Source organism: Candidatus Bathyarchaeota archaeon, from assembly GCA_026014735.1.
Classification (GTDB): domain Archaea; phylum Thermoproteota; class Bathyarchaeia; order Bathyarchaeales; family Bathycorpusculaceae; genus Bathycorpusculum.
Map to the genome: position 1 here is coordinate 58,441 of JAOZHT010000005.1, position 26,323 is coordinate 84,763.

20 protein-coding genes and 1 pseudogene are annotated in these 26,323 nt (G+C 50.3%); 14 read left to right on the plus strand and 7 right to left on the minus strand.

Annotated elements, in window-relative coordinates:
- The first annotated feature begins 378 nt into the window (after positions 1-378).
- Together NWE93_14820 and NWE93_14825 are read left to right on the plus strand one after the other, a co-directional pair.
- Entirely contained in the window at positions 379-1,872 is a 1,494-nt protein-coding gene (locus NWE93_14820; GenBank protein ID MCW4001501.1) for a hypothetical protein, read from the plus strand.
- An 88-nt stretch (positions 1,873-1,960) separates the two neighbouring features.
- Positions 1,961-3,787, plus strand: a complete 1,827-nt coding sequence (locus NWE93_14825; protein MCW4001502.1) for a B12-binding domain-containing radical SAM protein — start codon at positions 1,961-1,963, stop codon at positions 3,785-3,787.
- 50 nt (positions 3,788-3,837) lie between these two features.
- Here NWE93_14825 and NWE93_14830 read toward each other — a convergent pair whose 3' ends face one another.
- Entirely contained in the window at positions 3,838-3,972 is a 135-nt protein-coding gene (locus tag NWE93_14830) for a hypothetical protein (GenBank protein MCW4001503.1), read from the minus strand.
- A 63-nt stretch (positions 3,973-4,035) separates the two neighbouring features.
- Here NWE93_14830 and NWE93_14835 point away from each other — a divergent pair, with 63 nt between their 5' ends.
- Both NWE93_14835 and NWE93_14840 read left to right on the plus strand, forming a co-directional pair.
- Positions 4,036-4,509 carry a GNAT family N-acetyltransferase gene (locus NWE93_14835; GenBank protein MCW4001504.1) on the plus strand — a complete coding sequence of 158 codons (474 nt, stop codon included), beginning with the start codon at positions 4,036-4,038 and terminating at the stop codon, positions 4,507-4,509.
- Between the two features lie 74 nt (positions 4,510-4,583).
- Positions 4,584-4,823 (plus strand): Lrp/AsnC ligand binding domain-containing protein, encoded by a 240-nt coding sequence (locus tag NWE93_14840; GenBank protein MCW4001505.1) that lies wholly within the window; start codon positions 4,584-4,586, stop codon positions 4,821-4,823.
- A gap of 6 nt (positions 4,824-4,829) precedes the next feature.
- On the opposite strand, the gene NWE93_14845 is transcribed toward NWE93_14840, so the two are convergent.
- Positions 4,830-5,678 (minus strand): hypothetical protein, encoded by an 849-nt coding sequence (locus NWE93_14845; GenBank protein MCW4001506.1) that lies wholly within the window; start codon positions 5,676-5,678, stop codon positions 4,830-4,832.
- 179 nt (positions 5,679-5,857) lie between these two features.
- Here NWE93_14845 and NWE93_14850 point away from each other — a divergent pair, with 179 nt between their 5' ends.
- From NWE93_14850 to NWE93_14875, 6 genes and pseudogenes are all read left to right on the plus strand, one after another.
- Positions 5,858-6,274, plus strand: a complete 417-nt coding sequence (locus NWE93_14850; GenBank protein ID MCW4001507.1) for a hypothetical protein — start codon at positions 5,858-5,860, stop codon at positions 6,272-6,274.
- 1 nt (position 6,275) lies between these two features.
- The gene (locus NWE93_14855; protein MCW4001508.1) at positions 6,276-6,473 is read left to right on the plus strand and encodes a helix-turn-helix transcriptional regulator; all 198 of its coding nucleotides are present in this window, start codon (positions 6,276-6,278) and stop codon (positions 6,471-6,473) included.
- A gap of 60 nt (positions 6,474-6,533) precedes the next feature.
- Positions 6,534-7,808: a peptide chain release factor aRF-1 gene (gene prf1, locus NWE93_14860; GenBank protein ID MCW4001509.1), complete on the plus strand. Its 1,275-nt coding sequence runs from the start codon at positions 6,534-6,536 to the stop codon at positions 7,806-7,808.
- 2,129 nt (positions 7,809-9,937) lie between these two features.
- Positions 9,938-10,177, plus strand: a pseudogene (locus NWE93_14865) (hypothetical protein).
- Positions 10,178-10,387: 210 nt separating this feature from the next.
- Complete coding sequence (locus NWE93_14870; protein ID MCW4001510.1) at positions 10,388-10,894, plus strand: hypothetical protein; 507 nt, start codon at positions 10,388-10,390, stop codon at positions 10,892-10,894.
- A gap of 234 nt (positions 10,895-11,128) precedes the next feature.
- Complete coding sequence (locus NWE93_14875) at positions 11,129-13,033, plus strand: carbohydrate-binding domain-containing protein (protein ID MCW4001511.1); 1,905 nt, start codon at positions 11,129-11,131, stop codon at positions 13,031-13,033.
- A gap of 248 nt (positions 13,034-13,281) precedes the next feature.
- On the opposite strand, the gene NWE93_14880 is transcribed toward NWE93_14875, so the two are convergent.
- Positions 13,282-13,998, minus strand: a complete 717-nt coding sequence (locus NWE93_14880; protein ID MCW4001512.1) for a polyphosphate polymerase domain-containing protein — start codon at positions 13,996-13,998, stop codon at positions 13,282-13,284.
- Between the two features lie 63 nt (positions 13,999-14,061).
- On the minus strand, positions 14,062-14,727 hold the full coding sequence (locus tag NWE93_14885) for a DUF4956 domain-containing protein (protein MCW4001513.1): 666 nt from the start codon (positions 14,725-14,727) through the stop codon (positions 14,062-14,064).
- A 378-nt stretch (positions 14,728-15,105) separates the two neighbouring features.
- Here NWE93_14885 and NWE93_14890 point away from each other — a divergent pair, with 378 nt between their 5' ends.
- Complete coding sequence (locus NWE93_14890) at positions 15,106-19,827, plus strand: S8 family serine peptidase (protein MCW4001514.1); 4,722 nt, start codon at positions 15,106-15,108, stop codon at positions 19,825-19,827.
- A gap of 128 nt (positions 19,828-19,955) precedes the next feature.
- On the opposite strand, the gene NWE93_14895 is transcribed toward NWE93_14890, so the two are convergent.
- The gene (locus tag NWE93_14895; GenBank protein ID MCW4001515.1) at positions 19,956-21,266 is read right to left on the minus strand and encodes a hypothetical protein; all 1,311 of its coding nucleotides are present in this window, start codon (positions 21,264-21,266) and stop codon (positions 19,956-19,958) included.
- 185 nt (positions 21,267-21,451) lie between these two features.
- On the opposite strand from NWE93_14895, the gene NWE93_14900 reads away from it, so the two are divergent.
- From NWE93_14900 to NWE93_14910, 3 genes are all read left to right on the plus strand, one after another.
- Positions 21,452-22,036 (plus strand): hypothetical protein, encoded by a 585-nt coding sequence (locus NWE93_14900; GenBank protein MCW4001516.1) that lies wholly within the window; start codon positions 21,452-21,454, stop codon positions 22,034-22,036.
- A gap of 88 nt (positions 22,037-22,124) precedes the next feature.
- Positions 22,125-22,682, plus strand: a complete 558-nt coding sequence (locus NWE93_14905) for a hypothetical protein (GenBank protein MCW4001517.1) — start codon at positions 22,125-22,127, stop codon at positions 22,680-22,682.
- A 115-nt stretch (positions 22,683-22,797) separates the two neighbouring features.
- Entirely contained in the window at positions 22,798-24,753 is a 1,956-nt protein-coding gene (locus NWE93_14910; GenBank protein MCW4001518.1) for a PQQ-binding-like beta-propeller repeat protein, read from the plus strand.
- A gap of 6 nt (positions 24,754-24,759) precedes the next feature.
- Here NWE93_14910 and NWE93_14915 read toward each other — a convergent pair whose 3' ends face one another.
- Together NWE93_14915 and NWE93_14920 are read right to left on the minus strand one after the other, a co-directional pair.
- On the minus strand, positions 24,760-25,554 hold the full coding sequence (locus tag NWE93_14915) for a hypothetical protein (protein ID MCW4001519.1): 795 nt from the start codon (positions 25,552-25,554) through the stop codon (positions 24,760-24,762).
- A gap of 68 nt (positions 25,555-25,622) precedes the next feature.
- Positions 25,623-25,811, minus strand: a complete 189-nt coding sequence (locus NWE93_14920; protein MCW4001520.1) for a hypothetical protein — start codon at positions 25,809-25,811, stop codon at positions 25,623-25,625.
- Positions 25,812-26,323 lie beyond the last annotated feature (512 nt).

Sequence of the window (26,323 nt, forward strand, 5' to 3'; positions counted from 1 at the left end):
GCTAGGTCCCACCCCCGCCACCACTACTCAACCCCCGTTAGTGAATCGAACAGTATCTTTTGCAGTTTGGCTACTGAACAAAAAAGCGAATAGAGGAAGCACCATAGAGCGAAAGATGCGTTATCTCAAGCAACTTAGGGGTTCACCTCAAGAGATGGCTAATCAAGTTTTGTCAAAAGCATAGAAAGATGGTACTAAGGAGAATGCTTTGGATGGCGCTGAGCAATAATCCGGAGTATTTTGACCGCCTAGGGATGTGGTGTACCACTTGTATTAGTCAAGAAACCTTGACAAACCTTAGTCAAGAGTTTTTTACCAATAGGCTTTTATTGTTTCTAGTTTAAACGTGAAACCATGAGCGTTAGCAAGAGCATATGCTTGTTCATTGCGCTGGGAATGCTTCTCTCGAGCCTAATTTCAATTGAAAATGTGGACGCTCAAACGACGACCGTACAATGGAAAACTCAAGTCGTTGACTCACGAGGCACAGCAGGCACATTAATCGTTGACTCACAAAACAACCCACACATATTTTATCATGAAAATACAGTCGATGATATAGACTACCAGCCTCAGGGCTTGTACTATTCAATTTTAACAGATCAAGAGTGGAGCATACAAAATCTAAAAGAAGTTGCAGGCAACATTTTCATAATGGACCAAAACAACAAACCCCACATTGTCTCAATCGAAAATGGACATCTAGATGATACTACCTTACTTGGCTCAAACTGGAACCTGAACCAGTTTGGGGTAGAAAGCATAGCAGGAGAAACGATGAAATTAGATTCGAATGGAAACATGCATACTTTAACAAAAGAACAAAAATCTTACCCAGAAAATAACAGCCGCGAAGACTATCTGTACTATCACAACTGGACAAAAACGAGCGACTCTTCAACGCTAATTGCCAAGACAAGCGCAAGTGGAGCTAACTTTGACTACTTAATACCACTAACCCTTGTTGTGGACTCCCAAAATAATCCACATTTGATCTTTATTGAAGAAGTAGAAGCAGGCGTCCCAAATTCTGATGGGGGATACTCATACCCAACAACAAGCAGAAGCATAGAATCTGCCAAATACGATGGTTCACAATGGCTGTTTGAAACGATAGCAAAAAACGTTTCAGAAAGTGCTAATGATGTAAGCGATTTAGTGCTCGATAGCAAAGGATACCCTCATCTATGCTGCGTAAAATATACAAACCAACGCTCCATAGACCACATCTACTTCAATGGTGAAAGTTGGGTATCCCAAACTATTGATGCGGACGACTATAATTACTATAGTTTTCCAACTCTTCGCATAGATGGAAATGGCAATCCACAAGTTTATTATTATCAAGACAACTATGCCGCTCAAAACAAGAATGGGTTAATGGTTGCAAAATGGACTGGCGCACAGTGGGATATTAAGAACCTCGGGACTGTTCCATTTGACTCAAGTGGGGAATATCATGAACAAACAACGATTGACAGTATTGAGTTTGATTCTTATGGGAACCTGTATGTACTATACAGTGAAGTTGTTGGAACCTATCGCGGTGCTCCCCGATACGGTGACTTGACAGTTGCATACTTGAACACAAATACAATTATCCAGCCTTTAATTCTACTGCTAGTTGCTGCACTGGTAGCAATAGTTATTTTGCTTTTCGTCTTGATTTTTAGAAGGTATCGAAAAACCGCAAACCCTAAGCAAAGACCTTTTCCCACAACTATGCTACCCCAACCCATGTTACTTCTGACTGCTCTTCTTGCTGAACAGAGATTTTCGGGAAAGATCTCTGGTGAGGATGTTCAAGTTCCACCCCCCGCCACCACTAATTTAAGAAAAAGTCCACTCAACTCATGCCCAGCGATTCGGTAAATTTTCGAATCTCCATGTCAAAAGAGATTCATGCACGATTTGTTTTTATAAATCATGTTGAATTTGTCGGGTTACATTGGTGTTCCGGTTGCCGTTCAAGAGAATTCTGCTGGTGAAACCTGCTGGAAGGAAAGGGCTTAGTTTTTCTTTCGATCTGATACCTATCGGTTTAGAATACATAGCCTCATACATCAAAGACGCGGTGGATCAAGTCAACATAGTTGATCTTGAACTTGACAACAGAAAATTCCAAGACATCATCAACAGGTATAGTCCCGACCTAGTCGGGATCACCTTATCCGCCACTGAGCACAACCAAAGTCTACGCCTCGCAAAAACCGCTAAACAAAACAATTTACCCGTTGTGGTAGGCGGGTATCATCCGACAAGCGTTCCTGAACTGATGCTTTCACACACCGAAATCGACGCGGTTATCCGCGGCGAAGGCGAAGTCGCAATGAAAGAGCTTGTTGAAACAGGCGCCTTCGAGAATGTTTTAGGGCTATCTTACAAGAAGAACGGAAAAATAATCCACAACCAAACAAGAAAACCAATAGAAAACCTGGACACGCTTCCTTTTCCCGCTCGATATTTGAGGCAGTACCCTTACAAAAGCCAAGACCGAGTAACCGACTGCGACGTAATAGCCATGTATAGAGGCTGTAATGGACTCTGTAGTTTCTGCTGCGAACCAAGCATGAGCCAAAGCTGCCTTCGAACCAGGTCACCTGAAAACGTCATGAAAGAGCTTCTGGAGATGGCTGAGTATCATAAGGGAAAACCTGTAAACGTCATGTTTGCAGACCCGCACTTTATGGGTAACCCCAAACAGGTTGACCGCCTATGCGACTTGATGATGAAGCATACACTAAACATGGAGTTTTGTGCCCTAGTAAGGGCAGACGCTATGGCGGCGCATCCCCAGATCGTAAAGAAAATGTGCCAGGTGGGCATACGCCGATTTGAAATGGGGATAGAGAGTCCAAACGCTAAAGATTTAAAGGCGACAAAAAAAGGCATAACCAACAAGGTTCACGTCGAAGCCGTTAAAAACATACGGGAAAACGGCGGAAGGGCAGGCGGAACATTCGTTATAGGTTTACCTGAGCAAACAGAAGAAGAAATCCGCATGTTTCCTGTTTACGCTAAAGAAATCGGATTAACAGGAGCCGCCTTCGGAATCGCAACGCCTTTTCCCGGTACAGATTTCTACAAAGAGCTGGATGCGCAAGGATTAATTTTTGAGACTGACTGGAATAACTTTGATGAAATGCATTCAGTTTACACAACTAAATACTTGTCGAAAGAGAAAATTGAAGAAATGGCCACTTATTGTATGGCTAAATTCTGGAATCTCGACACATTCTTTGACCATGAAAGGGTTTCTCAAGCAGTAAATAAACAAAAAAAGACATTAGTGGATTTTGTTCAAGAACGAATAATTAATCTTAGTTTCATGACTAATAACGGAACCACCCTGCAGAAGGATCATTTTGAAAAACACATCGCTACGTTTCTTGAGGCATACATAGACCCACGCGTCGAAATGTATACTCGACAAGTTGGGGTGCATGACATCCTAGAAATGAGGCGTTTCCTAAGCCTTTTAGGTGCTCAGACAATTCAATGCACATTAAAACTTGATGATAAAACCACTAGTTTCGTTTTCAAAACTAGCAAAACAGATGTTAAGTACATACGGGTCATAGAGGGAAGACAAGGAAATTCAACGATTACTTTTGAGGTGGACCTCAAATGGCTAAGTGAACCAGCTAACTCACACATGCTTAACAGACTCGCGTTGGCGCTCTCAGGTAATTTAACAACCGAAAAAATGTGGAGCACCTGCAGGCTTTTCATCGCTCTCGGAGTTGATGTTTTGGCATGGAATCTTCAAAAAATAAGAAAAAATTAAAGCCTGTTCCCTTCATATTCTAACTATTCATATGAAAGTTACAGTCACCTCTAAGTCTGTGCCTCTAACCACCGAAAAATCATCTCCGATGCCTCAGCATCCAAAACCCCGCCTGCCCCATTATACCCCAGTGTTGCCTCCTGCAGGTTAAGCTGCTCCAGCGGTTTAGCCTCATGTTTGAGCACAGGCTGGCACTCAACTGAGCGGCTGCAAGAATATTTTTAATCTCCAAGCAACCAATACCCTGCATGCGCACAGAAACCGATTCCATCATCATCAATAAAGTCACTGCCCAAAACTTCAACGACTTCATAGGCTTAGTTACGGCGCTAGCCCAATACGAGAAGCTCTCACCCCCAAATGCAGAGGCACAGGCGAGACTGCGTCGGGACTGCCTATGCGATGAGCCAAAATTCCATGCTTACATAGCGCAAATCAGCGGCAGAAGCGTCGGCTACATCACTTACTTCTTTAACTACTCAACCTTTCTTGCCCAGCCCACCCTCTACATCGAAGACATCTTTGTGCTTGAAGAATACCGGGGCAGCGGCGTTGGCAAAAATATGTTTGGTTTCCTGAAAACTCAAGCTAAGGACGCGGGCTGCGGCAGAATCGAATTCACAGTCCTGAAATGGAACAGGACGGCACAGCAGTTCTACGAGAAAAACGGTGCAGAACAGCTGGAATGGCTCTTCTACCGAATTAATCAGGACAGATTTTAGCCTGTGTGGCCTGCTGGGTGTAAGTTGCGCAAATGCTATATTTGAATTACGCCAATAGGGTATCGGAGATTTGGATGCCCAGCGCATATGTACTGTTTAATGTCTCCCCCGGAGCTGAAGAGAAGGTTTTAGAGGAAGCTAGAAAAACAGGCGGAGTAGAGAACGCCTACATTTCATACGGAGTCTACGATCTAATAATCAAAGCCACCGCAGCGTCACAGCCGGAGCTAAAGGAACTGGTGACGTTTAAGCTTAGAAAAATCCCCCATGTCACCGCAACCCTAACGCTGATGCTGACCGACAACAAAAAATAGGCGCTCCTAAAGCCGCTTAGCTGCCTTCCGCTGCAGGTAACCGTTGATGGCATCTATGAGGGCTTCACAGGCAAACCAGCGCTCCTCTAGGGACCCATCGGTTTCTAAGTCACCGATTTTCTTCTGAAACCCCTTTATCTGCCACAAAACCGGCTGGCGCTTAGCATCAAAGCCGTTTTGAAGCTGCTTTTTCTGGGCGCTAAAATCAAGCAGCAGAAGCTCAAGTTCACGCTGTATATCGCTGATTTGGGCTGTGAGGGCGGCTTCTTTTTGCTCTCGGCCCTTCTTTGATATGCCGTGGAGAATCCCTGTCTTCATCTGGATAACCTTGTCCAGTTCAGCTTTGAGGCTGTCTATGCTGGCATAGAGGGGTTTGGTTTGGCGGTTCCGCTTGCTCTTCAACGCCGTCATCGCCTCTGCATACTCTAGGTCAATTTGGTTTAGGCTGCTTCGGAAAAAGGCAATGTTCTTGATTTCCTGCTCCACCGCGGCTTCCTTTCGGCGGCGGTCCTCCAGTTGCAGCTTGACAACGTCAAAGGCCTGTGAACATTCACCTAAGAATTGTTCATCTACGCCCATGCTGGGATGCGATTTGAATTCGTCTAGTACCGTCTTAACGGTGCTGAGCCAGCGATCAAAATGCCCGCTGAAAGGTGAGGACCCGAACTTTTGGGTTCCCAGCGTGTGTAGCCGCCGCAGGGTTGCGTCGATTATTTCTTTTTCTGTAGGAAAAATTTTTTGTGCTGGGACTTTGCTGGGGCGTCGGAGGCGTTTTTTGTCTTTGCTTCTTTCCCGTAGGGTTCTTCCACTGTAACTGGTTCCTCTTGGCGTTTTGGCCCGCGGCTGGTATCCCATGCTTAGAAATGTATTGGGTTGAGGTATTTAGTTTATTTCCTGATTTCTGCTGGGGGCCTTGGCTTTTGGGTTTTGGGTGTTGTTTTTGGGGAACCCTTAAATTCATGTTGTTTGTTATAGTTAACATAATGTTAGATAAACATAACTTAAAGTTATTGTTGACACACAGGAGAAACAAGATGAAATCAAACAACAAATCAAAAACCATATCCACCATCCTAATCTCCCTAGCCACCATAGTCATAATCACACTGGCACTCTACTTCGCATCCGCCCAAACCCTCAACTACCCCGAAATCATCTCCCTCACCATAATCGCACTCATCGTCATCTTCGCCATCTACACCCTCTACGACAAAACAAAAAGTCTAAAACAAGGCCTCACCGCCGCCGACGAACGGACCAAAACCGTCAACTACCGAGCAGGCTACTACGGCTTCATCGCAGCCATCTGGAGCGCCGTCTTCACACCCATAGTGGTAGACATAATCTTCAACTACGAAATGGAAACGGACTACTTATCAGGCTCTGTGGTAATCATAGGTGGCTTGGTGTTTGCGCTGTCATACCTGTACCTGTCGCGGAAGGGTCGATGAATTGAGAACCCGAATCAAAGAACTCCGCGCCCGCCACAACCTAACCCAAGAGGACCTCGCCCGAAAAGTGGGCGTCCGCAGAGAAACCATCCACTTCATCGAGAAAGGCGAGTACAATCCCTCCATCAAGCTGGCACATGACATCGCCATGGCGTTGCAGACCACGCTTGATGACCTCTTCATCTTTGAGGACCAGTAGCTCCGCGGTGAAACTGATAAATTCCGCAGCGCCCTAGCATAAAGAGGTGAGGTGCCGGTGTTGGCGGATAAAATCAGCCACTTTTACGGTTGCCAGATTACAACCAGCTACTCCGCAAAGCAGCATAAACTCCGCAAACTCATCGCTTACCTCTCCGACAAAACAGCTCCAGATAAGGAGTACATCTCGCTTTACCTCCCAGCAAACACCCCCCTCGAAGCGGCGCTGGCAAACCTCAAAGCTAACCAAGCCACCCTACAAGCTGGTTCAGAACGCGCTAACTCCCGCCTAAAAGACGCCCTAAAAAACCTGATCCAGAATCTGAAACTGCACAGCGGCGTCCCCACAGATGGGCTGGTGATGTTTGCAGGAACCTTTGCTGATGAGGGCGGAAACGCAGTTTTACATATGGAGGAACTTGTGCCGCCTAGCCCCGTCGGCGCTTTCCTCTTTGCCATGGACAGAGTTTTCTTGCTGGAGCCGCTGCGGGATATGCTAAGGGATCAAAGAATCGTTGGTTTCCTGGCGTTGGATGCAAAGCAGGCTACGTTGGCGATGCGCAGAGGCGACAACCTGCAGATGCTAGAGTCACTTACATCGGGGGTTGCGGGTAAAACCGGGAAGGGCGGGCAGAGCCAACGCCGATATGAACGTGAACGCGACATGCAATTAACCGCCTACTTCCACCGCGTAGCCGAGCATGCAGCCAAGGCTTTTTTTGAGGAACAGAAAGCCACAACACTTATTGTTGGTGGTCCGGGAGCAACCAAAAATGAATTCCTCAAGGGCGACTTTCTGCACTACGAGCTGAAGAATGCTTTGTTAAATGTGGTTGATACGCAGTCGGCATGTGAAGACGGCGTTTTTGAGATGATGGCTAAATCCTCAGAAGCACTGGATAGCATGTGTGGGCCCCAAGAAAAAAAGAGCATGCAGCGCTTAGAGACGGAACTATCTAAGGAAAATGGATTAGCAGCTGTTGGGTTAGATGCTGTTTTGGAGGGGCTGCAGAGAGGCGAAGTTGAGGTGGCGCTGGTAACAGACAACTCGGACCTTGTTGAGATAAACGCAGTGTGCAAAAAATGTGGGTTACCCAAGGCAAAAATAGTCAGAAAACGCGATCCCACTGCCCTGCAGGCGTTTTTGGGTGAGCCCTGCGTGAAGTGCCGTGGTGGGGAGTGGGAGGTTGTTGAGAGGGACCTGGTGGATGTGCTTGAGGATGCGGCAGTGCAGACGGATGCACGGGTGGAAGTTGTTTTCACGGGTTCAGAGGAGAAGGCGCGGCTTTCGGCTTTGGGCGGTGTTGCGGCTTTGTTGCGTTATAGGGTAGGGTAGTTTAGGGGTTGCGTGAACTATTTTTGGCGGGTTTATGCTGCCGTGCATCTCATGTATTGTTTCATAATATACAAAAGATATAAGTGCCTGAAAACAATACAGCCGTTAGAGTAAGAGGGAAAAATTTGAGAATAAACTATAACAAACAATTATTCACAATACTAACAATCACTCTCCTAATAACATCAGCATTAATGACAACAAACCTAGCAAGCGCAAAACCGATACTGGCAATAACTGCCACACCCAGCGATGCCACCGCAGCACAAACAAGCAGCTACGGCATCACCTTCCAAACCGAAACCAGCGGAATATTAGCAGCCATAGAAATGCTATTCCCCGACGGCTTTAACGTCTCCGCCGCCCAGTTAAGTGCGGTGGTGAATATTGGCCCCGGTGTACTTACGCGCCCCGGCGCTGGACAAACCCTCCGCTACGTCGTGGAGGACCCAACCGTTATTCCCGCAGGCAGAGTCATCGCCCTACAAATCGACGGCATCGAAAACCCAGATTTTGCAGGCGAATACAACATAACTTTGACTACAATCAGTTACTATGCCATCATCGACGGCCCCCACGATTCAGAACCCTTCCAAATAACCCCCGTCTTAACGATTGATCCAGACGAGGGCGCCGTTGGAACCGAAGTGGAAATCGCCGGATCGCATTTTGCAGCCAACCAAACCGTCGAAGTAACCTTTGACGGCACCTCCATCGCTAACGTGACTTCAAATGCAAACGGCGACTTCAACGCCACCTACACAATCGATGTAGCCCTTAACAATGGATTTTACTATTTCAACGCAACCCAACCGGATGGATGCAGCGCCGTCGCAGCGTTCTTTGGATATGGCCCAGAGCTGAGCCTGTATGAATTCTATGGGCTAGGCGGCATAGAGCTTCCTATCGCGGGGTATGGCTTTTTGCCTAACAGCACTGTAGAAGTAGTCTGGGACGTAAGCGGCACCGCAATTTCGCTTGGTAACTTTACCGCAAACGAGGAAGGTTACTTTGTAGACACCGTCACCATTCCGGATGCAGCAGTCGGCGAATACATCCTATCAGGAACCGATGAAAACGGCGGCGTAGCATACACCTCCTATGAGATAATAACCTCCCAGTTAGAGATACTTTTCTCGGACGGCATGGCAAACAGCCTAAACGAAATCGGCGGATTTGGCTTCAGCCCAAACAGCAACCTCACCCTGACTTGGGACATCAATGGCACCACGGCAGCGATTTTAGGCACAGTGTTGACAGGCCAAGGTGGCTACTTCGATATGAAATTCAAAATACCTAACGTTGCCCCAGGCGTATATAACATCACAGCAGTCGACAAAGACCTTCACAGTGCCTCAGTCGATTTTGAAGTTGTAACATGCATGATACGACTTAATCAAACCTCAGGACTCGTGGGAAGAGGTCTCAACGTTACAGGCACAGGATTTGCTGCCAGCAGCCAAATTACCCTATCCTGGAATGGAACCCAAATTGCAACGGCAAACGCGGACGCCAACGGCAACTTCACCAAAATCATCACAGTGCCAGCGTCGACGACGGGTTATCATCTGGTTTCAGCGATGGATGCATCAAGCCACACAGCCCACGTTCTATTCGCGGTTAACCCTGATGTGGCGGTAAGCGTTAATCAGGGACCAGCAGGAACAAACGTCACTGCAGTCGGCACAGGATGGGCAGGCTCAACGGCTTTCTCGCTTCACTTTAGCCCAAATATGCTAGGCGTTAAAGTCACGCAATCAACCACTGACGTAAACGGAGGCTTCAACGTAACTTTCGCTGTTCCAGCAATCAATCCAGGCTGGTATTATGTGGATGTCAGCTACAACGGCATAAGCTTCCAAGATTATTCCTATCAAAGGTTCCTTGTAATACCCCAGGTGACAGTTACGCCCAACAGCGGCTTTGCAACAACCATTTCGGGCTTGGGATTCCAACCGAACGTTGCCATCACAGTGGTATGCAATGGAACAGCAGCCATAACCACACCAAAGAGCTTAACCGCAGACGTACAAGGCGAATTCGCAGCCATCTTTACGTTACCATCCACCCCAGGAACATACAATATTTCCGCAACTGACGCATATGGCAACACGGCATCCGCACTCTTCACTGTACCCGGCATGACAGGCGCTACCGGCGCAACAGGTGCCACCGGCGCTCAGGGAACAACAGGGGCAACAGGCGCAACCGGTGCCACAGGAGCAACTGGTGCTCAGGGTGCAACCGGCAGCACGGGCGCAGCTGGAGCCACGGGAGCAGCGGGCGCAAGAGGAGAAACCGGCGCAACAGGCGAAAAAGGAGACAAAGGCGACAAGGGCGATACGGGCGCGGCGGGTCCAGCGGGGTCACCGGCACCTGAAGTTGTCGGCGGAACCATGCTGCCTATAGCGTCAGCGGGGCTGGCGATAGCTGCGTTATTCTTTGCGCTCTTATCAGCCTTCTTAGCTATGAAGCTACGGCGAAAATAGCATCTTCCCCTTTTCCTTTTTTATTTATATCTAAGCAGATAAACCAGGTTTTCTTGGAAAGACAAATAAGCAATCAGCTCCGTTTCATCTTTGAGCACAATGAAAGCCATCTGCCAAGTATGCAATCAACCCTACCGCGGAATCGCTTTAAACACCGTCAAAGACGGTAAACAAGTTGAAGTCTGCCCCACATGCTACAAAACCCTCGATGCGGAATACCGAAAAAACAGTTGCCTCGCCTGCGTCTTCTTCAAAGGAGGCTCCTGTGACCTCTTCGGAACCGACCTTGAAGAGCCCTATCTGCAGAATGCAAAATGCGAGTTCTTCACAACCAGCAGCGACCCCAAAGTTATAGAGGCAGTGAAGGAGAAGGCTACTGCTGCCCGAAAAAAAATCAAGGAGCCCGCCAAGCCCCGAAGTCTTGATGAACTCGTTGCGGTGCTAGCGGAAAGGGGACAAACCTTGACGTATTTCTGTTGCCACTGTGGATCCGCGCTTAAGGTGGGGGCTAATCAGGAAATCCACAAAACCTGTCCTCGCTGCGAATATGATTTATCCGCCATCGACCTTGCGAAACTCATCAATCAACACCTCTAATTTTGGATTCTCCTTCAAAATCTAACCTTTGCCCTTGGAGGTATGCGTTCCCCGCAAATGAGTCATCGGGGAAAACGGTTACTGGCTTAGGTAATCAAGAAGCGATGAAATGCATGTCTTACTTTTTATTCTGCAGGAATTTGCTTCATATTAACAGCAAAGTGGTATAGATTAGGGCATAATTCTGAAAAATGCTTTAATTAATTTGGGCGGACAATAGGTTAAGGTTTGAGTATGACTAGCAAAAAACTGATTGTAACCGCAGTATGCATCGGCCTAATAGCTTGCGTATTAGCTTACGGAGTACTGAATACAAACTTGATCAATGACATCCAATCATCCACCGGCGGTGGCACCAACACCGATGGAACAACGACCCCGGAATCCTCGACTGATTCCCCATCACAAACTGATGGCGGCTCCACCGATTCATCAAGTAGCGGCGGTAACAGCGGGGGGTCCTCGTCAGGCACCTCTGATTCCTCAGATACATCCTCAGCCACAGGAAACGCGGTCAGCCACGAGGAAGCTTCAGACTACGTCTACAGCATCTCTGACGCAGTAACAATCACTTTGAACGGCAACTCTATAACCTCAAGCGGCTCGGGCGTAACGGTATCAGGCACCACAGTGACAATCACATCCTCAGGAACCTACCGTGTAAGCGGCTCCCTGAGTAATGGACAGATAATCGTAAACACACAGAATAAAAACGCCGTCAAGCTAATTCTCTCAGGCGCAGATATTTCCTGCTCAAGCAGCGCTCCACTTTACATCGTAAACTCAGAGAAAACCATAATAATTCTGGAGGCAAACACGCAAAACAAACTAACGTTCACTTCAAGCGCCACCACCGAACCCAACGCAGCCATATACAGTAAATCAGACCTCACAATCTACGGTGAAGGCTCACTTAACATCCAATCCACCAACAGCGACGGCATCTCAAGCAAAGACGGCTTAATAATCAAAAGCGGCACCCTCACAGTAAACGCCCAAGACGACGGCATAAGAGGCAAAGACTATGTCATAGTCGCAGGAGGAAAAACTACTGTGTCAGCAGGCGAAAACGGCTTAATCTCCGATAACGCAGAAGATGCTACAAAGGGATACGTCCTCGTCCAGGCAGGAACCGTCGTGGTTTCGTCAGGCGGCGACGCCATCGAAGGAGAAACCGACGTTATAATCACTGATGGACAGGTAACCGTCACTTCGGGCGGAGGCAGCACCGGCAGTCTTGCCTCTTCTGTATCCGCAAAGGGCATAAAGGGCTTAGTCAGCGTAGCCATCAGCGGCGGAACCGTAACCGCGAATTCAGCAGACGACACCATCCACTCAAATGGCACAGTAACCATCACCGGCGGCACCCTAAATCTTTCAAGCGGCGACGACGGTATCCATGCAGATTCCGATGTTACAATCAATTCAGGCAGCATCGACATCCAAACCTGCTATGAGGGCATCGAAGCAGTCACCATCACCATCAACGGAGGAACAATCTATGTTAATTCTAGTGACGACGGACTGAACGGTGCAGGCGGCCAAGATAGCTCTGGCTTTAACGGTGGACCCGGCGGGAGAGGCGGAGGCGACATGTTCTCGGCCGGCAACGCCAACGTATACATCAACGGCGGATACCTCGTGGTTACTGCTGGCGGCGACGGCTTAGACTCCAACGGCGCAATTACCCAGACAGGCGGAACGGTAATCGTCAACGGACCCACAAATAACGCAAACGGAGCACTGGACTTCTCCACCTACAAGATGACCGGGGGCTTTCTGATTGCAGCCGGCAGCTCGGGCATGGCGCAGGCGCTTACCTCAACGTCTACGCAGTGCTCGGTTCTGGTTAACTTTCAAAGCGCCTACCCGGCTGGGACTCTAATCCACATTGAAAGCTCAAGCGGCCAAAACGTGGTAACCTTCCAAACCTCAAAGACGTTTCAGTCCGTGGTGGTCTGCACATCTTCGCTGTCTCAGGGTTCCTCATACAGCCTCTATCTGGGGGGAAGTTGCAGCGGCACTCTCAAAGACGGTGTGTACAGCAGCGGAACCTACAGCGGCGGAACCCTATACACGACCTTTACTCAGTCAAGTACGGTTACCAGCATGGGCAGCCAGGGCGGTATGCATCCGTAAACCCATCCATCTTTTTATTTTCTATATTTAGTTAATCCTGCGGTCCCTACGTTTAGCCGTGTAACATTTGGTGGTTTGCTTGAGGAATCATAAGCCAAGATGCCATTGTAGACGCAGACACCAAAGCAGTTGTTCCCCAAATCCTCAGGCAGATTAGGCACAGAAGCAATCTCTTCCAAAAAAATTGAACTACTGCTTATTTGGCTCAATTGCCTGTCGAAGACTAAGTTTTCATGACGGGATTCTGTTTAGGCAAAGCCTTTTTGTTCCAGCTGCTGCTTTCTGCAGATAACAAATTTCCCAATTGCTTCCTGGAATCCGATAGATGTGGGGAATAAACCGCTGATGTAGCTGGGCAGAACCTGGTTGTATTTAACTTCCAAAATGATGCCTTGCTGCTCCTGCGCCGTCATGCCGAAGCAGTCTTTACTAAAGAAGTCCCTGTATCCCAGAGAAGTCCGCAGTTGAGTGTCAAAAGTGATGCGTACTGTGCCAACCTTTTGGATGTATGCTTCACGTTCATACGCTACAATGACGGCTGGCCGCATTTGGCTGCAGCGCGTCTCCAAATAGAAGTCTTTAAGCAAAGCGTTTTCGGTGTCAGCTAAGAAATCAAAGTTGCTTTCGATCAGTAGGTCTGCTTGCTGACGGGTGATTCGGGTGCTTTCTTTTAGCATGTAGGCGCCGACTTTGGTTTTGCGCTCAAACTTTATCAGGGCGTCACTTCGGTTGTAGATGCGCAGCCTATACTTCTTGCGCTTATAGATTCCTGCTTCCTTATCACTAAAAGAGGACCCATTGAAGTCATCAAAGTATAAACTCCGCACATTATAGCCAGCGCCGCCCTGCATGTTAGGATCACGGCTCAAAGTGATTGCCAGTTTCCTCTGCAGAATCCGGTAATCGAGGGGGCTCACTTCGTATTTGAGTTCGTGTCTTAGCTGGGGCTTAGCATCTAATTCCAGAATCTCTGTTGCCTCCTTGTTTTTTCATTTTTCCATACCCAGATTAGCTTTAGGTAAACTGTGTTAGTTGGCGTCTGAGGTGTAACTCATGATTGAGGCATCCTTGACGCCACGGATCTTTAGCAGTTCATCGATTTTGGGCACGTCTTTGGTGTTTATGCGAACTTCGCCCATTAACTCTACGCCGTCGCTGCTTACGGTTCGGGATTTAATTTTGTATTTGGGCAGCGCTGCCTGCACGGATGCTTCTGCTTCGCTGCTGTAGTGGACCACCAGCAGGTAGGGGTCTGGACCGGTGAGTTTGGCTTTCTCCAGCACAATCAGCATAGCAGCTATCACGGGCACACCGATTATGGCGACGATGTAGAGTCCGGCACCGCAGATTATGCCCACCGTTATGGTCCAGAAGGTGAAGACGATGTCTTTTGGGTCTTTGATGGCGGTTCGGAACCGAATGATGCTCAGCGCCCCTATCATGCCTAGGGATAATGCGACGTTTGAGCTGATTGGCAGCACAACAAGAGTCACCACCAGCCCCGTTAAGACTAAGCCTATGTTGAATTGCCTGTTGTAGACGACGCCTTTGTAGGTTTTGCGGTAAATGTAGAATATAACCAAGTTTATCAGGAAAGACATCACTAGAGCGATAACTACGCGGTCAACTGTCAGGGTCTCGTAGGTTGCTGAGGGTGTTAGGAAATCGGTGATTAACTGCTGCAAATCCGTCATTTCGATTCACTACTTTGGTTTTGAGCAAAATGCCGCTATATAGATTAAATAGTTTTTACAGGATTATACCCAAATTATTTCTAAATCGCCCTCAAACCCAAACAAAATTTGCAGCTAACCAGTCTATGCTTGCCGTCTCCACTTATGCCCGGATTTGGCGTTTTTTCCTTAACCTTTAAATGTGCCGTTAAGCGCTTGCTTGTCGGTGAGGAGAGCCTGTGAAGACGGCTTAGGAGCCCCTCTCCCTTCTAATTTGGGGTTTCCTGGGTCGTTGGAGTAGGAACAGACTCACCATTTTTCATAATATTTATCGTAACTCAACTTATCTTAAATAGTAAGCCATCCCTTAGTAGATAACCAGTTAGCTGGTGGCACTAAGTGAACATACGCAAAATCTCAAGCCTAACAAGCCTTTTACTTATCGCATTATTGATGGTCAGCAGCAACCTAGCTGCAGCCAACACAATCACAGCAGCAAACAACAATCAAACCCCCCCTATTTGCCAGCAGAACTTAACAAGCATCAACCACCCCGGCGAAATCCAAAACGCCGCTTCACTGGACAGCTGGAGCAATCAAGCCCTAAGCGCATTTGTAGACAGCCAGAACGCCATCGAAATCATCGTTGGAGTAGACGGCGGCGTCTCTGACCAGAACAAAATCGCTTCGCTCGCCGCCAAATACGGCGGAGACGTCACCGGCACCGTTTCTATGGGTGCAGAAAGCGCACTTGTCATCAAAACCTCTGCTTCTACAGCATCCAGCTTTGTAAGCCAAATCCAATCCTTAGGCAGCATCGTAAAGTACGTTGAACCCAACGGCAAGTACAGTGTGGCTTCAACACCTAACGATCAATACTGGAGTCTGCAGTGGGGCCTAAGAAGGGTAGGCGCCGATTATGCGTGGAACACCACCGTGGGCAGCGGCGACTTGCTGGTTGCAGTCATCGACACAGGCGTCGACTACACTCACCCTGACCTGCAAGCCAACTATGTCGGGTTAGGCTACGACTTCGTCAACAACGACAGCGATCCCCTCGACGATTTTGGGCACGGCACCCACTGCGCCGGCATCATCGCCGCCACCGTAAACAACACCATAGGCATCGCTGGAGTAGCCCAAGTGAAAATCATGGCTGAAAAAGGACTTGGCGCCGAAGGCTCCGGCTCATACGTTTCCTTGGCGAACTGCATCATCAACGCCACCGATGCAGGCGCAGACATCATAAGCAACAGCTGGGGCGGCTCAAGCGCCAGCAGCCTCATCGAAGAAGCAATAAACTACGCCATCGCGCACGGAGCGTTGGTTATTGCCGCCGCGGGCAACGAGAACACTGACCAGCCTCTATACCCAGCCGCCTATAACGGAGTAGTCGCGGTTGCTGCATCCAACGTCAGCGACACCAAAGCGTCTTTCAGTAACTATGGCAGCTGGGTGGATGTTTCCGCCCCAGGCGTCATGATTTACTCCACCATGCCCACCTATCATGTAACGATGAATGACCAGCCCCGATTCACCACAACCTACTCCTATGCCAACGGCACCTCCATGGCGTGCCCCGTTGCGGCAGGCGTAGCAGCGTTGATTTGGAGCAGGTACCCCAGCATGACCGCGGAGTTTGTACGTGAGCAACTGGAGGCAACCTGCGATGACGCAGGCACCCCCGGTTTTGATAATAACTTTGGTTACGGCATAGTTAACGCGCAAAGAGGCATCGAGGAAGCCCCCGTAGCCCATGACCTCGCCGCGGCAACATGGGTTAAGCCTTCGTTTGCCATGTTGGATGCTGCTCAGAGCTTCAATTTAACGGTATTAAATCGGGGGCTAATGAATGAAACCAACGTGCAGATTAGCCTTTTAGTTAACGGCTCCACCGTTGACTCAACCTCTATCTTGGCGTTAGCGGCGTACCGAGCCGCCTCTGTGGTTCTATCCTGGACGCCCAGCGCGGTAGGAACCTACAACGTAACCTACTCCGTGACGGCTGCCAACGGGGAATCCAACTTCGCCAACAATTATCTGTCAACCACCTACGCCGTGGTATCTGCACCAAGCGAAGCCGGTTGGACACGAATTGCCTCCCAGATGGACTACGACTTTGACACCTGCAACGTAAAGGCAGTCTACAGCCAGCTGATGTCTGGCGGAGTGTTCTTTAAAGTAGAGTACTATCGCCCATGGAATGAATCCTCGACGGACCTTGACGTCGCCATAATGCTTGACGTGGACCAGAACATAAGCACGGGGACACCCCAGGATTACTATCCATTCCAGAATAACTCGATTGGCTCTGACTTCTTGATTATTGTCGGCAAAGAAGGAAACCAGGTATGCCGATGGGATTCAGCCATGCGCCAATTCGACTTCAACAACCCAATGGACCTGCTCTACCTTGACGCACCCGACGGTTCCACCTTCTTTGTCGTGGGGGTCTCCGCAGAAAACATGCAGGCGACAGGGGTCATGGATTGTTCACTTATCGACCTTGCCCCCATCTACTATCAAAATCAATGGTGGGTTCTTTGGAATTGGGTGCCTGGATCAGGATATTTCCCGTTTGCGGCGCAGCCAAATCCACATGACTTAGTAGTGACTTTAGAGACCCCAAGGTTCTGGACCCCGCAAACGGCGTTAACTGTAACTGCGAAGGTGTTTAATTTGGGGCAGACCAGCGAGGCAAACGTGAACCTGCAATTACGCGTTGACGGCGAAGTAGTTAACAGCTCCAGCTTTGCCAGCGTAGGCAGCGGCGAATACAAAATGGCAACCTACACTTGGCTTCCAACCACCGGGCACTATAACATATCCGCTTACGTGGTACCCATAACCGGCGAATCCAGCATCGCAAACAATCTTCGAAGCCGGCTGGCCTCGGTTAGCCAAAAAATCGCGGTTATCTCAGACAACAATGAACTCTGGCAAACGCTAAACATTCTAGACTCGATGAACATAAACTACGACTACGGCAACGACAACGAAGTCAACCAATACACCGCCGACATTAATGTTTTAGGCGCTTATCCAGCCGTGATTTACTACAACGCCGGTCGAAACATCACCGCGCAGGAGCAAACCGCATTAAACCAGTATTTAGCGGAGGGCGGCAACCTGCTGGTGACGGGGCTTGATTCGCTTTTGAATTCAGATGCAAAATTAGCCGACGTTTTACGGGTGACAGCAAGCGGCAGCGACGTTATCTCCAAAAATGTAACCGTCGTAGATTCCACGCATCCCATAGTTAACGGCGGCTACGGCTCATTCGGAATTGGATACGGCATATCTGGACTCAGCGCAGACAACGACGCCGTGGAAGCCGACACACACCGAAACGCCAAAGCAATAATTGAGTTGACGGATGGACACGACAAAATCGTCGCCGCCGATTCTTTGCCGGGTAAAGTGGTTTACTGGAACGGCATGGGAACAAGCGACTGGCTAGGCAACGCGGACTGCACCTCTATACTCAAGAATACGCTGCTGTGGTTTGGAGATGTTTCTGCGCCAACAACAACCGACGACTACAACGGGGAATGGTGGATAGCGGACTTCACCATCAACCTCTCCGCCACCGACTACTTCGGCGTAAACCAAACCTACTACAGAATAAACGAGGGCGCAACCCAGACAGTAGCTACAGATGGGCAGCCCAGAATCACCACTGAAAGCGCAAACAATACACTGGAGTACTGGAGCACCGACATCGCTGGAAATACGGAGCTGCATCACGTTTTATCCCTGATAAAGCTGGATAAGACGGGCCCCGTTGGCACGCTTCAGATCAGCGGCAGCGGCTACGTAACATCCACCGATATAACGTTGACTTTAACTGCCAACGACCCCATCTCAGGAATCGCCCAGGTCCGATACAGCAACGACGGCGTATGGGACACTGAGAAATGGGAGCAGATGAACACCACCAAAGCCTGGACTTTAACGGCAGGCGAAGGCAACAAAACCGTTTACTGCGCTCTTAGAAACAACGCGGGAATTACTTCTGTAATCTCGGCTTGGGCAATCCTTGATACTGTGCACCCCAATGGGTCTATAGTCATTAACGGCGGCGCCAACTACACCAACACCGCCCAAGCAAACCTCACCCTAACCTTGACGGACGATAACACAGGCGCGGCGTGGATGCGTTTTAGCAACGACAATTCCACCTGGAGCAATTGGCAAGCCTTTGCCTCGGCGGCTTTCTGGAACCTGTCAAGTCTCGACGGCGCAAAAACCGTTTTTGTCCAGTTCAGGGATGCAGCAGGTTTAACCTCCATCTTCACCGACACCATAATCCTTGATGCTACCCCGCCTACCGCCAACGCTGGCGTAGACCAAACCGTCACGGTTGGAGACAGCGTTACCCTGAGCGGCGCCGGCAGCGCGGACAACTCAAATATAACCAGTTACAGCTGGGCTTTTGGGGATAATACCCAGGGCAACGGCGTAAGCGTCACCCATACTTACTCATCCGCGGGAGTGTATAGTGCAACGTTGACGGTGACGGATGCTGCAGGCAACACTGCATCAGACACCGCCGTCGTCACAGTCAATGCAAAAGCCTCTTCCTCCTCATCCTCGAGCTCCACCTCCACAACCCCTATCCCTACCGCTACCCCGAAGCCCACCGCATCCCCCACGCCGACAGAACCCAGCATACAGGCAACCAACGACAGCGGCGCAAACGTCACCTTGAATGTAGATGGCGACATAGCTGCCTCCCAAATCAGCGACGCCGCAATCCATGTGGACCAAGCCGCAGGAACCACCAGCCTATCCTTCACGGTGAGTGGCGAAGACGGAACCAGCGCAACCGGCACCATAACCATACCTAAAAGCCAAGTGCCCCAGGGAACAGAACCCACCATCTACATCGACGGAGTGAAGGCTGAAAACCAAAGCTACACCCAAGACGCCAGCAACTACTACGTAACCTACACCGTGCACTTCAGCACACACACGGTTTCCATAGTTTTCTCAGGCGCCCAGCCCACGCAGCCCCCAACGCAGGATTACACGCTTCTTGTTGCTGGGGCGGTTCTGGCGGCGATTGTCTGCCTTGTGGCGGTGCTTGTGCTGAGGCATCGTGGAAAAAGCAAAAGATAGCCCACTTCCCTTTTTGTGTCATGTTCAGTTAATGCAGGGGTGTTTTTGGGCAGCCGCCAAGGCCAGCCCTGCAGTCTTCGGCAAAATTTTTGCTTCCAAAAAGCCGCCGAGAACCGTCGATTAGGCGTCTATTCGTTTTTGCCCTCGGTGGTTTTAGGCCAGAAAAACGCGCTGGCAAACATTATGATGAAGGATATGAAGATCAGCATGAAGAGGGTGTCGTAGGCTTGTCCGACGGTGGTTTGCCAGAGGAAGCATTGGAAGTAATCGTTGGCATATGGGCCTGGTCCAGACCAACTCCAGCCTGATCCGTCGACGTTTTGATGCCACACTGGTCCCGACACGATGAGGTCAAGCTGCCAGAGGCTAAAGAACAGAATACAGATCGCAATCATTACGCCCGCCAAGTTAAACACTGAGCGGGAACGCACCATATTCCGCCAAAGATGCTTAGGCATTTTGGGGAGGCTCCGCTGAGCCTTAAGCGAAGCAAGGTTAATGGGTACGGCGTTGGGGTGTTTTTTGCGGTTCAGTAAACCGACGGCGGAGAGACGGGCGGTTTCAAAGAAGCCATACACGAAGACGCCTGTGCCCGCCAGCAACATGCCGAAGCCCGCGTAGTTCATCAGGGAAGCCTTCTCGTAGGAGCCCGCTACAAGCGAGCCGATGATAAGCAGCATGGAGCCGATGCCGATTGCCCAGATGTAGCCTGCCACGGCGAGGGGTTCCTGCTCGTTAGCGCAGCCCATGATGAGTGCCCAGCGCTGCCGCAGAATCCCCACGATGGTGCCAGTTATGCCTAAGCTAAGGATGGCTATTCCGACGAGCAACACGCCAAAGCCAGTGTAGTTGAGCAGGGCGCCTTTTTCGTAGGAGCGGGCTACGATGAAGCCTAAAATCAGAAAGGCGGTGCCCATCGCTAAAGAGAGCATGCTGGGGAAGAGGAAACCGGGTTTGTCCTCTTTGACTTCTATGCTGGAGCCGACCACTGCAAGTTTGGTTTGCCGCGTCGCCATTATGCTGCCAAAGAAGCCGATGACTAGCACGCATATGCCGCTTAGCATCATCACAAAGCCTGTTTCGTTTAATAGAGATGTTTTCTCGAAGGAGTTGCTTAGCAGCCACCCCAGTACCGCGTATGATACACCTATGCCTATGGTCCAGACGCTGACGAAGATGAGGCGGGGTTTGCCGACGGTGTGGTTGTCGCAGGTTGGTTGGCCTAGTTTGCGTCTAAACGTGGAGGCCAATGTTCCGAATATGCCCAGTATTGTGCCTGCGATGCCGATGAGGAGCATTGCAAAGCCGGTGTAGTTGGTGAGGGTGTCTTTGGCGTAGGAGTTGCAGATTATGGCGCCGATTATGGCGATTGCTATGCCGATGGTTATTATTTTTGTTGGTCCTGATAGGGAGTCGGATGGGGTTTTTTGGTTGCTCATTTTGGTTTACCGCTTGTGAAGTCAGGGGGATGCAGGTTAGTTGTGGGGGTTGGCAGATATAACGTTTGAGTTCATGTCCTGAAGCGATCTGCCATGTCACAACAGCCAATCGTATTACGGTTGTATTACAGGTGGAAATGCTTTTATCCAAACCGCCAAACAAAACAGCAAACAAGGAATAAAGCATGAAAACACAAAAACAAAGCAGCGCCAAACGCGCCTCCATAATCGCCATAACAGCCGCCCTCTACACCGTCTTCTTCTTCCTCTCCTACACCATCACCCTCCCAAACTTCACCCTCCTCTACCTCCCCATAATCCTGCTGGGAGTCTTCCCCTTCTGGTTCGGATGGAGCGGACTAGTCGGCTCCATGATCGGGGGCTTTGTCGGCGGCGCCTTCGTCGAAGGCCTAGGCTTACTGGGCATCTTTGAAGCCGTGGTTGCCCTGGTGATTTACCTCATCAACTGGGTCCTTATTCCCAAAATGGCCGCGGAAAACAACAGCAAACGCAGCCTCGCCATCATGATGTCTGTGCTCGCCGTCAGCTTACTGGCAGGCACAAGCTACATACTACTCCAGTACACTGTGCTGCCGCAGCTCTTCACAACCACCCAAGCCTTCGCCGTGCTCATACCCACCTACTTCATCAATTTACCCATAGTGCTGATTGCGTGCCCCGCCCTCATTCGGGCCATTTCACCTAAGCTGCGCACGTGGGGGATGTATGTGGGTAATTTTGCGGAGTGGCGCAAGAAAAACAGTGCCTAATATTAAACACCTTTTTTCCCCTTTTTTGCCGCAATAGTGTCGAATACTTTTAAGTGGCACCGCCCCAAAAGCAACTTGGCGCAGGCACATGAAAACCAAAATCCTCAAAGTAACCCCCAGGCAACTCATCGAGCTATTAGAGGGCAAAGCATCTGCATTGAGTCTGCCAAGCGACACTGAACTTTTAGATGCAAAAGTGGATTTACTATCCAAAGAAGTCACGCTTCTGCTTCAAAGCGGCAGCTTCACCGACGTCCCCGACGCAGCCCCCACGCCAGAACTAACTCCAGCTCCGGCACCAGCCGTGCCCGAAGCCAAAACGGTGTCCCCAGCGCCTAAACCCGCCACACCGCCAGCAGCTAAAGCCTCCGAGTCCAAACCCGCTGAGCTCAGGCCCGAAAGCAGTCCCGCCGTTGCAAAGCCTCCGCAGCCTCCGGCAAGCCGCTATGCTGCCAAGATGGAGAATGAGTTTAGCCCTGAGCAGCGTGAACTGCTTAGTTTCACTGTGAAAGGCGACTTTGTGATTGTTAAGCCGGTGGTTTTCCTTAAAACCGAGTGGGATGACATCAATGAGGTTGTGCGGAGCATCGGCGGCAGATGGGTGAAGGGCGACATCGTCAGCTACTGGGAAATCCCCCTCGCGTAAGCTGTTTTGCGAAAAGGCGCCTAATTTGGAGCTCTACAAAAAGGCCTAGAGGTATTCAGGTCTCTAACAAAAACTACTTATTCCCAAAGTGCCTGATGCTAACTAGGCGTCAAGTATGAAACGTAACAGCGCGCGTTCGCTAACAGCCCTCTTAACCGCAGTGTTGATGATAACGCTTCTGTTAACTTTAAACCCCGCAGTATCCACCTCAGCCGACAGCTGGTCCATGTACCGCGGCAACCAGCAACGCAGCGGCGCCTCAAGCGGCACGGCACCCTCCGTAGGCGACATAAAATGGGTCTACAACGCCTCCGCAGAAGTTGATTCTTCCCCCTCTGTAGCCAACGGACGCGTAGTGGCGGGTTTAGCAAGCGGTGATGTAGTGGCGCTTAACGCGACAACGGGCGCTTTGCTTTGGACCTATGCATCTGAGTCGGGGCAGAGTGCAATTTGGAGTTCCCCAGCCATCGATGGCGGCAGAGTATATGTGGGTAACCGCCAAGGTAACCTGCTGTGCCTCAACGAAACCACCGGAGAGCTGCTGTGGAGTTTTTCTGCAGGCGGCGAAGTTGATTCCTCCCCCGCGGTTGAGAACGGCAAAGTCTACTTCAACGTTTGCGTGCCAAGCCAAAGCGGCTCAACCGTTAAAGATGCCAAGTTTTACTGCCTTGACGTTAACGGGTCAGTGCTATGGAAGTACCAGTGCAGCGGCGGACAGGACTTTTCCTCGCCTGCAATACTGGACAATACTGTTTTTGAATGCACCCTAAACGACGTGGTTGCCCTCAACGCGGACAGCGGCGCCTTACGCTGGAGCACCCACGTTTTCAGCGACGGCTCCATCACCTCCACGCCGACGGTAAGCAGCGGCAAAGTCTTTGTCTGCTCCAACTTGGCAGTCAGCTGCCTTAACGTTGATACCGGCTCGATTCTTTGGACTCAAACCTCATTTGACAGCCAAAGCATAGGGGCATTTCGGTCTTCTCCAGCGGTCATCGGCAACAGCCTGATAGTTTGCTCGAGCTTCGGCACAGTTTTCAACCTGAACACTCAAACCGGCTCGTTGAACTGGAAGTTTAAGGTAACAACCAGCGAGGTCTGGTCTTCACCCGCGGTCGCCGAAGGCAAAGTACTGGTGGGCGCTGGAGACGGCAAACTCTACTGCATAAACCTAACTGACGGGTCGCTGCTTTGGAGCAAGTACACGCTGGACCGCATAGTGTCAAGCCCAGCTGTCTGCGACGGCGTAGTCTACGTGGGCTGCGGCACCGCGGGGGCAGGGCGCATCTATGCGTTTGGAGCCAAATACACCAAGCTATCCACCTTGACGTTGACGCTTAATTCCCAGGCAGCGTTTCTGGGTTTCAAAGTAAAACTATCCGGCAGCCTAAACAGCCCCACGGGTCCCATAGCAAACGTGCCTGTCACGTTGTCTTTTAGCGTTAACTGCGGGGAAACATGGAACGACATCACCGCGGTCCCCACCGGCGCAGACGGAGCCTACGAGGCAGTTTGGGTGCCATCCGCCACAGGCACGTATCTGGTTAAAGCCAGCTGGAACGGCGCCTACCCCACCTCAGCATCCCAGGACATCCGCGCCCTCTCCGTCACCCTCTACCAAGATCAATACGTTTTCTCCGTGGTTTCCAACTCAACCGTGTCGGCGCTATCGTTCAACTCCGAGAAAGAGGAGCTTAGCTTTAGCGTCACCGGAGAATCCGGCACCAGCGGCACCACCCAAGTTTACATAGCTAAAGATCTCTTGCCCAGCCTCGCAGAACTCACAGTGCTCCTCGACCAATCTGACCTGCAGTATCGAGCCGACTCAGTGGGGGACGCATGGCTTCTAAGCTTCAGCTACACCCACAGCAGCCACAACGTGGTAGTTGCCTTCCAAGGCGCCCACATTGACCTGCCCACGCAAACCCCCTTTGTGATCGGTAACTTCGCCTTCACATCCGAAACGCTGCTCTGGATCATCATAATACTGCTGGCAACCGTGGTGTTCCTAGCGGTTTTCATAGCGGCAAACTCCATGAGAGAAAAGCATACAAAAAATAAGCCCTCCTAACATCGCTTAGAAGCGTTTAGCCGCATAGTAGGAGAGAAACGCCAGGGGAATCACCAGCAGATACGACAGCAGCGTGCCCAGCCAGGCGCCAACCGCGGGAAAAAGGAAATGCGCCGCCACCCCATAGGGGATGACGAGCAGGATGCCTGAATACGCCAGCGGCTTTGTGATGGAACGCGAAAACGCGGTGCCGCGGCTGTGATTAAGGATTATCAGTGTTGAAGTGAACATGGCGGGAAACGCCGCTGCAACGCCGCCGAGGAGGGGCCCGCCGATTTGGCTAAGCAGCACCGCCGCAGCAACCAACGCGCCCGCGCCGACGCCGCGCAGAACCACGTCTCGGCTGCTATAGAGTTTGCCGGAGCCCTCATAAGCTGGGATTTTGAGTTTTCGAGCAAACAGATAGAACGTCACCGCTGAAAGTCCAACTCCGCAGATCAAGGAAACCCCAAAGCTGCTAAGCCCCAAAACCACAAGCAAAGTGGAAAGCGCCAGCCAAACCAAAAGAGCCACCAAGAGCCCAGCGGCAAAGCCCCGCCGCGAAGTGTAGGCGTAGAGGAGCAGGTAGAGGTTGGTTACGGCGAAGGCTAAGGGGAAGACGTCGGTGGCTTGGGCGACGGCGCTGGGGGACTGGTTGATGCCGATGAAGAGGAAGCTAAATGCTGCGGTGGATGGGAAGCCGCCCAGTATGCCGCCTATCAGGGTGCCTTTGCGTTCGGAGATCACTGTGACTGCGGCGACCCAGATGCTGCCGACGGCAAACGCGGCGATTAGACGGAAAAGCAGCAAGGTGTCGAGCATACAGTGGGTTAGATGGGTTTTGTTTAATTAACTTTTAGAGCAGGTAGCTCAGAAAAGGCGCTTTAGAATTAGGGCGCTGGTTTTGCGTCTTGTTTGCTTTCGTTGGCTTCTGGTTTGTTTTCTTTGGTTTTTAGGTTGATGTTGATGGCGATGCTGTTGTAGATGACTATGTTTGCGGAGGCATAGGCGCTGGCTTGGGGGCTGAGGAGGTTGGCCTGTTTGGGGACTTCTTTTGGGTTAGTTTCCGGATTAGTCAAGTGCATCGTGCAGTTTACGGAAAGGGCACATAAAACGGTTTGCTGGAAACACCCCACAGCAATAACCCCGACTCCAACGGAAACATTTGCCTAAAAACCAAGTCCACAGCGCCACAAACGCAGAACCCCACAACTGCAGCTACAGCGAACGCATAGAACCCAAGCCAGAGATTACGCAGCCGCTGAGCCTATAAATAGAGGGGGATAGAGGCGGCAGAGCAACAGCAACCAGCAGCTTGCACACTAAGGGTTAAATCCACAGGTTATTAGGCGCCCCATAACGGCACATACACCCGCTGCACCCAGCATTGTCTCGAGAAACAGCGTTACACCTGAACCCAAAGAAACCATGCACACAAAAGCAACAAAAATCAGAAAAGCAAAAAACGCAAGCGGATAACCATGCACAGGACAAACATATTCGACTACTTAACTCGAAGCAATATGCGTCTCAACTAAATATCGCTCAGACACTACATTGACTCGACATCTCAGGCGATTGGTGGCCGCAG